This is a genomic window from Streptomyces sp. XY431 (genome assembly GCF_001279805.1).
Taxonomy (GTDB): Bacteria; Actinomycetota; Actinomycetes; order Streptomycetales; family Streptomycetaceae; genus Kitasatospora; species Kitasatospora purpeofusca.
Window position 1 is genome coordinate 1 of the sequence record NZ_LGDO01000074.1, and the last position, 7,015, is coordinate 7,015.

Below are 7,015 nucleotides of genomic sequence, written 5' to 3' on the forward strand. Positions count from 1 at the left end.
TCTCCCCCACCGGCGTCTCCAGGTAGTAGGACACCCGCTCCATCAACCACCGCTCGATGTCCTCGTCCGACACCCGCACACCCACTCCCCTGTCAGTCATCGAACTCCCTCTCTCATCAGGCATACGATGCACAGCCCGTTCATGCTCTCCGCGGCATCCGAACGCATGGGGCAGCGAGATGGAGCGGTGCCTGCTCGAACGGCACTTCGCGCCGCAGGGGCCAGAACTCCGCCGCAGCGCCGGACCTCTGCTGTCGGGCTGCCTCAGCAGGCCGGCCCAACAGGAGGGGCACTACTTCTTCATCGCCTCGATCAGGCTCCTGGACGGGACTCCACCGACAAGCCGTGCCAGGCCACCCGCACCGGCCCCGGACGTCCAGGAGCCCCAGTTCCACCAGGCCGCCTCGCCTCACTATGGTGCAGGCCCGCACGACTGATCAATCCTTGACGCTCACCACGGCCGGCGTTCAACTGCGTTGGCGCGCCGGTTGAACGACGCCGAACATCCCGACCACCAAGGAGACATCCCCCCATGAGCGTTCAGCAGGGCTGGGCACCGCAACGGTTCACGCCCGAGAGTACCGGCGCCGGCGCGACCGCCCGGGGACTGATGGAGTACCTCGACTCGATCGCCGTCGGTGAACTGCTGGATCGTCATCAGGCCCTGCTCTTCCGGGGTTTCGACATCACCGAGGCGAGCCTGGCGGACGTGATGCCCGCCCTGCTGCCCGAGCGCCTCGCGTACGTGCACGGCAACACGCCCAGGACCAAGGTCTCCGACAACGTCTACACCTCGACGGAGTACCCACCCGAGTACGCGATCTCCATGCACAGCGAGCTTTCCTACGCCCACGCCTGGCCCTCCCGGCTGCTCTTCTTCTGCGTACAGCCGGCTACCACGGGAGGCGCCACTCCGCTGCTGGACGGCGCCTCCTGGCTGGCGTCGCTCGACGAACGGATCCGTGCGGACTTCGGCGGCGGTGTCTGCTACCGGCAGTACCTGCACGGTGGCAGGGGCTTCGGCAAGAGCTGGCAGGCGACGTTCGAGACGGACAACCGGGCGGAGGTCGAGAAGCTGCTGGCCGAGGCGGGCGTGAGCTGGGAGTGGACCGCCGGCAATGCGCTGCGGACGCGTCAGATCCGGCCCTCGACGCTCCGGCACCCGGTCACCGGTGAGGACGTCTGGTTCAACCAGGCGGACCAGTGGCACCCCGCGACGCTGGGCGAGGAGACCATGCGCGAGCTCGCGGCCATCGTCCCCGCGGACGAGCTGCCGCAGTCGGTGACCTTCGCCGATGGCTCCCCCATCCCCGACGAGTACGTGCTCGAGATCCGCGAGAAGGGACTGGCGCTGGCCGTTGACGTCGACTGGCAGCAGGGCGACGTCCTGGTCATCGACAACCTCGCCGTCGCACACGGGCGCAGGGCGTTCGCCGGAAGCCGCCGGGTCCTGGTCGCCATGTCGCGCTGAGAGCACCGGGCAGAGCGCGGGAGCCCTGGTCCGCAGCCGGCGGACCAGGGCTCCCGGTTCGGCCGGTGGCGACCGGGGCGCCACTCGGGCGGCGGAACGCTCTCCGTCTCGTGGGCGGAAACGGCCTGCCGATCAGCCCCTTGAACGCCTTAACGTGGCGCAACCGATCCTCCTACCATGGGGACGACAACCGGTCCAAGGAACTGGAAAGGACCTGATTCAATGTCACATACGCTGAAATGGAATGTCGTTGAGGGAAAGCCGGCCATAACCCAGGTCGCCGGTCTCACCGGGATGACCCAGGTCCGCGCGTGGCTCGAGGATGTTCGTCCACAACTGACCGCGGCTCTGCGGGAATACGGCGCGATCTATCTGCGCGGTCTGCCGATGGCGACCATCGAGGACTTCGCACAGATCCGAGACGCACTCATCAGCGAGCGGACGCCGTACCGGGAGAAGACCACTCCCCGCAGCCGGCTCGGCGACGATGTCTTCTCTTCGACGGACCTCCCGGCCGCGCAGTCGATCCGGATGCACAACGAGAACAGCTACACGCTGACCTTCCCCGGCCGGTTGTTGTTCGGCTGCCTGATCGCACCGTCGCAGGGCGGGGCGACACCCGTCGCGGACTGCCGGAAGGTCCTCGACGCGCTCCCCGATCAGGTGGTCGAGAAGATCCGGACCGCCGGGTGGCGGCTCTCGCGCAGCTACTCCGAGCACATTTCCACCGACTGGCAGACCGCGTTCGCCACCGATGACGTGGACGAGGTCGCGCGCTACTGCACGGACAACCTCATCGGCCACCAGTGGTACGAAGACGGCACCCTGAGGACGAGCCAGATCCGTCCCGGCATCATCACCCACCCGTCGAGTGGCGAGGAGGTGTGGTTCAACCACCTGCTCTTCTGGAACGAGTGGGCGCTGGACGAGGACCTGCGGGAGGCGCTGGTCGACGAGTTCGGACGCGACGGTCTTCCGTTCAACACCGAGTTCGGTGACGGGGCCGCGCTGAGCAACGAGGACCTCCGGGCCATCCAGGCGGCCTACGACGCGGCCACGGTGCGCGAGACCTGGCAGCCGGGCGACGTGATGCTGGTCGACAACATCCTGACCGCACACGGCCGGGATCCGTTCCGCGGCGACCGGAAGATCGTGGTGGCCATGGGCGACCCGGTCGAGCTCTCCGAGTGCCGGCCGACCGTGGAGCCCGCGCCCGCGTTCGCCTGAACCTGTTCGCCTGAACCCGACCGGCGCCGTCGGACCAGGTCGGTCCGACGGCCGCGCCATGCCCCATTCCTGTGCACAAGGAGCTCGTTCTCGTGACTGACCTCGCCCAGAAGCCGGTTGACCTGGTAACACGCTTCCGCGCCAGCGCACAGCGCGCCCCGGACCGGATCGCCGTACGGGGCACGGACGGTGAGCTCACCTTCGCCGAGCTCGACCGGCGAACCGCACAGCTCGCCGGTGCCCTGGCCGCCCGGGGCATCGGCGTCGGCGACCTGGTGGGGGTCAGCCTGCCGCGCAGCACCCAGCTGGTCGTATCGCTGCTCGCGGTGTGGCGGGCAGGTGCGGCCTACCTCCCGCTGGACCCCCGCTACCCGGTCGAGCGCCTGGAGTTCATGGCCAAGGACGCCGGCATCCGGGTGCTGGTGGGGGCGCCGAGCCACGTCCTGCGAGCATCCGGTCTCGACATCGTCGACCCGGACTCCGTGGCCGGCGACCCCGAGGCCGCCGAATCGAAGCCGGTGGCCGCCAATTCGCTCGACCCGGCGTACGTGATCTACACCTCGGGCTCAACCGGTCGGCCCAAGGGTGTCCAGGTCGGACGGGGATCCGTCGCGGACCTGGTCACGGCCCTGGAGCGGGCCGGCGTCTACGCCGAAGAGCCGCGGGTCGTCGGCTGGAACGCCAGTGTCTCCTTCGATTCCTCGGTGAAGCAGTGGGCGCGGATCTGCCGCGGCGACACCATCGCCATCCTCGACGAGGACCAGCGCACCGATCCCGTCCAGCTCCGGACCCTGCTCGACACGTACGGCATCCAGGACCTCGACCTCACCCCCTCCCTCTGGGAGCTGGTGCGGACCTGCCTGCTGGACAGCGGTGCCGACGGCCCGCTGCCGCGCCTGTTCATGGGCGGGGAGCCGGTACCGGAGCGGACCTGGCAGGAGATATCCGAGGCGACCGCGAACGGGCTGCTCGAAGCGGTGAACCTCTACGGTCCGACCGAGTGCACCGTGGACGCCACCAGCGCCTGGATCACCGGTGGGGAAGCGCACATCGGCCACCCGCTGCCGGGCACCCGGGCGTACGTGGTCGGCGACGACCTCCGGCAGGTGACCGCTCCCGGTGGGACGGGCGAGCTGTACCTGGCAGGCGAGGGCCTGGCCCTGGGCTACCTCGACCGGCCGGCCCTGACCGCCGAGCGCTTCGTCGCCGACCCGTTCGCGGCGAACGGCGACGGACCTTTCCCGCCCGGCGGCGGGCAAGGAGAGAGGATGTACCGCACCGGAGACCTGGTCCGCCTGCGAGCCGACGGTTCGCTGGACTTCATCGGCCGGGTCGACCGCCAGGTCAAGATCCGCGGCTACCGGATCGAACTCGGCGAGGTCGAGGCCGCGGTCTCCTCGCACCCCCGGGTGACCACCGTCGTGCTGACCGGCTACCGGGACCCCGCGCTCGGTGACCAGTTGGTGGCCTACTACGTCGCCGACGAGCCGCCGACCGGCGCGGAGTTGCGCGACCACTGCGCTGCGGTGCTCCCCGAGTTCATGGTCCCTTCGGTCTTCGTGGCGGTCGACGCCGTTCCGCTGACCGTCAACGGCAAGGTCGACTGGGAGGCACTGCCCGCGCCGCACGCGGCACCCGCCGAGCAGTTCGTCGAGCCCCGGGGAACGGTCGAGAAGCTGCTCGCCGAGGTCTGGTCGGAGGTCCTGGGCCGGGACCGGATCAGCGCCGACGACAACTTCTTCGCACTGGGCGGCCACTCGCTCGTCGCACTGCGCGTCATCGGCCGGCTGAAGCGCGAACTCGGCCTCGCGGTGCGGACCAAAGAGGTTTACCAGCATCCGCAGTTGCGCGAACTGGCCGGGTATGTCGAGGCCAAGCTCGCCGCAGCACCTGAGACCTCCTGACCCATCACATCACAAGGACTACCGCCCATGGCTACCGCCCAGGACCTCATCGTCGTCCGATCCCGCCGAACCGAGAACGCCGCCCGTACCCTGATCTGCCTCGGCTTCTGCGGCGGCGGCACCGGGCAGTACCACCAGTGGGGCGGCATGCTCCCGGCGGACGTCGACCTCGCCGCCATCTGCTACCCGGGCCGCGAAGGCCGCTTCATGGAGGACTTCGCCCAGACCTGGGACGCCCTCGCCGACGACACGACCCAGGCCGTGCTCTCCGCCGCGGCCGAGGGCCCCTATGTGCTCCTCGGTCACAGCATGGGCGGCTGGATGGCCTTCGACGTCACCGTGCGCATCGAGCAGCTCGGCGGCCCGGCGCCCGAGGCGCTCGTGGTGTCCGCCGCCAACGCGGCCAGCCGCGGACTCACCGTCAACGAGTCCCCGTCCCAGCAGGACAACGACGAGCAGCTGCTCGGCTGGATGACGATGCACGGGATGATGCCCGAGCACGTCGTCAACGACCCGGACCTGAAGGAACTCGCGGTCGAGCTGATGCGGGCCGACATCCGGGTCCGGGACACCTTCCGCTACGTTCCCGGCTCGAAGGTCAGTGTGCCGCTGCAGATCCTGACCGGGGAGACGGACACGATCATCGAGCCCGACGCCGGCGAGCAGTGGCGGGACCTCGCGACCGGTGACTTCCGGCACGACGTCCTGCCCGGCGGCCACTTCTACACGCCGGAGGTCTGGAGTCGGATCCCGACCTACATCCCGGCCCTCTCCGGGGCGTTCAGCTCCCGCTGACGCCCCCCCCGGGGCCTCTCGGACCAACAGCGCGGGTGCCGAGGCTGTATCACAGCCTCGGCACCCGCGCTTCGGCGTTCCCGCCGATCCCGAGCCCGCGCCGTCCGACGACCCGGCCGACGAACCGGCCGCGACCGGATCAGCTCCTCCCGCTTCGCGCCGGCCATGACCGGCCGCCTGCCGGTGAGGACGGCAAGGGGAAACGGGAGGGCCGCCACCCGCGGTGCGGATGACGGCCCTCCCCTTCGCTCGCGGCGTTCCTACCGCTGTGCCCGTAGGAGCCCGCTACGACCGGCCCGAGCCCAGCCACCCCTCGACGGCGGCCCACACCTCGCCCAGCGTGTGAGGCCGCACCACGTCGTGGTGCGTGCAGGGAAGGCGCACCTCGGTGATCTCCCCGGAGATGTACGGCTCCCACCGCTGCACCCACGGCGCATCGGTCGCCTTGCCCTCCTCCGCGACCACCACCAGGGCATCCCCGTCGAACCGACCGGTCCGGTGCTCCACCTGCAGCTGCGTGTTGTTGTCGAAGACGTGCATGATGCGGATCAGTTCCTCGTCCGAGACCCCGCCGAGGACACGGCCCACATCCGCCCGGAGATCCCGGAGCTTCCGGGCGAGCAGGTCGTTCTCGTCGGACGTCGACGAGCCCGCCGGGTCGTCGGACCGGTCCGCCTCCCCGGCGTTGCGGGATGCCTCGCCGACCGCGGCGGGATCCGCGTCCTGCTCCACCGGGAAGGTGTCCAGAATGACCAGCGCGGCCACCTGCTCACCCGCGGCCTGGAGTTGCACCGCTATCTCGTGCGCCACCGTCCCCCCGAAGGAATAGCCCACCAGATGGTAGGGGCCGCTCGGCTGCACGGAACGAATCTGCTCGATGTAGGCCGCGGCCATCTCCACAGCACGCGGTGCGAGTTCACTCGTCCCGTCGAGCCCGTCGGCCTGCAGCCCGTAGAGCGGATACTCCTGCGGGACGTGCCGGGCCAGCGGCAGGTAGCACCAGCTCAACCCGCTTCCGGGATGCACGAAGAAGAACGGCGGCTTGCTGCCGCTCGGCCGGATGGACAGCATGCCGCCGAGCGCGTCCTTGACCGACGACAGGGACAGCGTGCCGAGCAGTCCCGCCACAGTCGGGTTGGTGATCAGGTCCCGTACCGACACCGACAAACCACGCGACCGCAGCTCCTCCACCAGCGAAACCGCCAGCAGCGAGTGCCCGCCCAGGGCGAAGAACTCGTCGTCGAGCCCGACGCTCTCCAACCCCAGCACCTTCGCGAACGCCTCGCACACGGTCTGCTCGAAGGCACTGATCGAGCCGGCGCCGTGGGGAGCCTTCGCACTCACCGCATACTGCGGTGCGGGCAGGGCCTTGCGGTCCACCTTGCCGTTCACCGTCAGCGGCAGCTCCTCCAGCACCACCACCGCCGACGGCACCATGTAGGCCGGCAACCGCTCGGCAACGAACTTGCGGACGGACGCGACGAGTTCGGAACTGTCGCCGTCCGCCACGACGTATGCGACCAGGCGCTTGTCGCCCGGGACGTCCTCGCGGACCGTGACCACGACCTGTTCCAGGCCCGGGTGCGCGGCCAGGACGGCCTGCACCTCACCCGGCTCG

5 protein-coding genes are annotated in these 7,015 nt (G+C 69.7%); 4 read left to right on the forward strand and 1 reads right to left on the reverse strand.

Annotation, left to right across the window (positions count from 1 at the left end; genetic code table 11):
- Positions 1-532 precede the first annotated feature (532 nt).
- The 4 genes from ADK60_RS10910 to ADK60_RS10925 all read left to right on the forward strand — a co-directional run bounded on the left by ADK60_RS10910 (position 533) and on the right by ADK60_RS10925 (position 5,397).
- Positions 533-1,471: a TauD/TfdA family dioxygenase gene (locus ADK60_RS10910; RefSeq protein WP_045944616.1), complete on the forward strand. Its 939-nt coding sequence runs from the start codon at positions 533-535 to the stop codon at positions 1,469-1,471.
- Positions 1,472-1,693: 222 nt separating this feature from the next.
- On the forward strand, positions 1,694-2,698 hold the full coding sequence (locus tag ADK60_RS10915; protein WP_053645235.1) for a TauD/TfdA family dioxygenase: 1,005 nt from the start codon (positions 1,694-1,696) through the stop codon (positions 2,696-2,698).
- Between the two features lie 92 nt (positions 2,699-2,790).
- Positions 2,791-4,602 (forward strand): non-ribosomal peptide synthetase, encoded by a 1,812-nt coding sequence (locus ADK60_RS10920; RefSeq protein ID WP_234371031.1) that lies wholly within the window; start codon positions 2,791-2,793, stop codon positions 4,600-4,602.
- Positions 4,603-4,629: 27 nt separating this feature from the next.
- Positions 4,630-5,397, forward strand: a complete 768-nt coding sequence (locus ADK60_RS10925; protein WP_045944613.1) for a thioesterase II family protein — start codon at positions 4,630-4,632, stop codon at positions 5,395-5,397.
- A gap of 285 nt (positions 5,398-5,682) precedes the next feature.
- Here the strand turns inward: ADK60_RS10925 and ADK60_RS10930 are convergent.
- A partial coding sequence (locus ADK60_RS10930; RefSeq protein ID WP_159400386.1) for an alpha/beta fold hydrolase occupies positions 5,683-7,015 on the reverse strand: 1,333 nt, incomplete at its 5' end.

What these genes read in the sequence shown, in the direction of transcription:
- ADK60_RS10915 (WP_053645235.1), top strand. Translation starts at nt 1,694, where the DNA reads ATGTCACATACGCTGAAATGGAATGTCGTTGAGGGAAAGCCGGCCATA.
- ADK60_RS10910 (WP_045944616.1), top strand. Translation starts at nt 533, where the DNA reads ATGAGCGTTCAGCAGGGCTGGGCACCGCAACGGTTCACGCCCGAGAGT.
- ADK60_RS10925 (WP_045944613.1), top strand. Translation starts at nt 4,630, where the DNA reads ATGGCTACCGCCCAGGACCTCATCGTCGTCCGATCCCGCCGAACCGAG.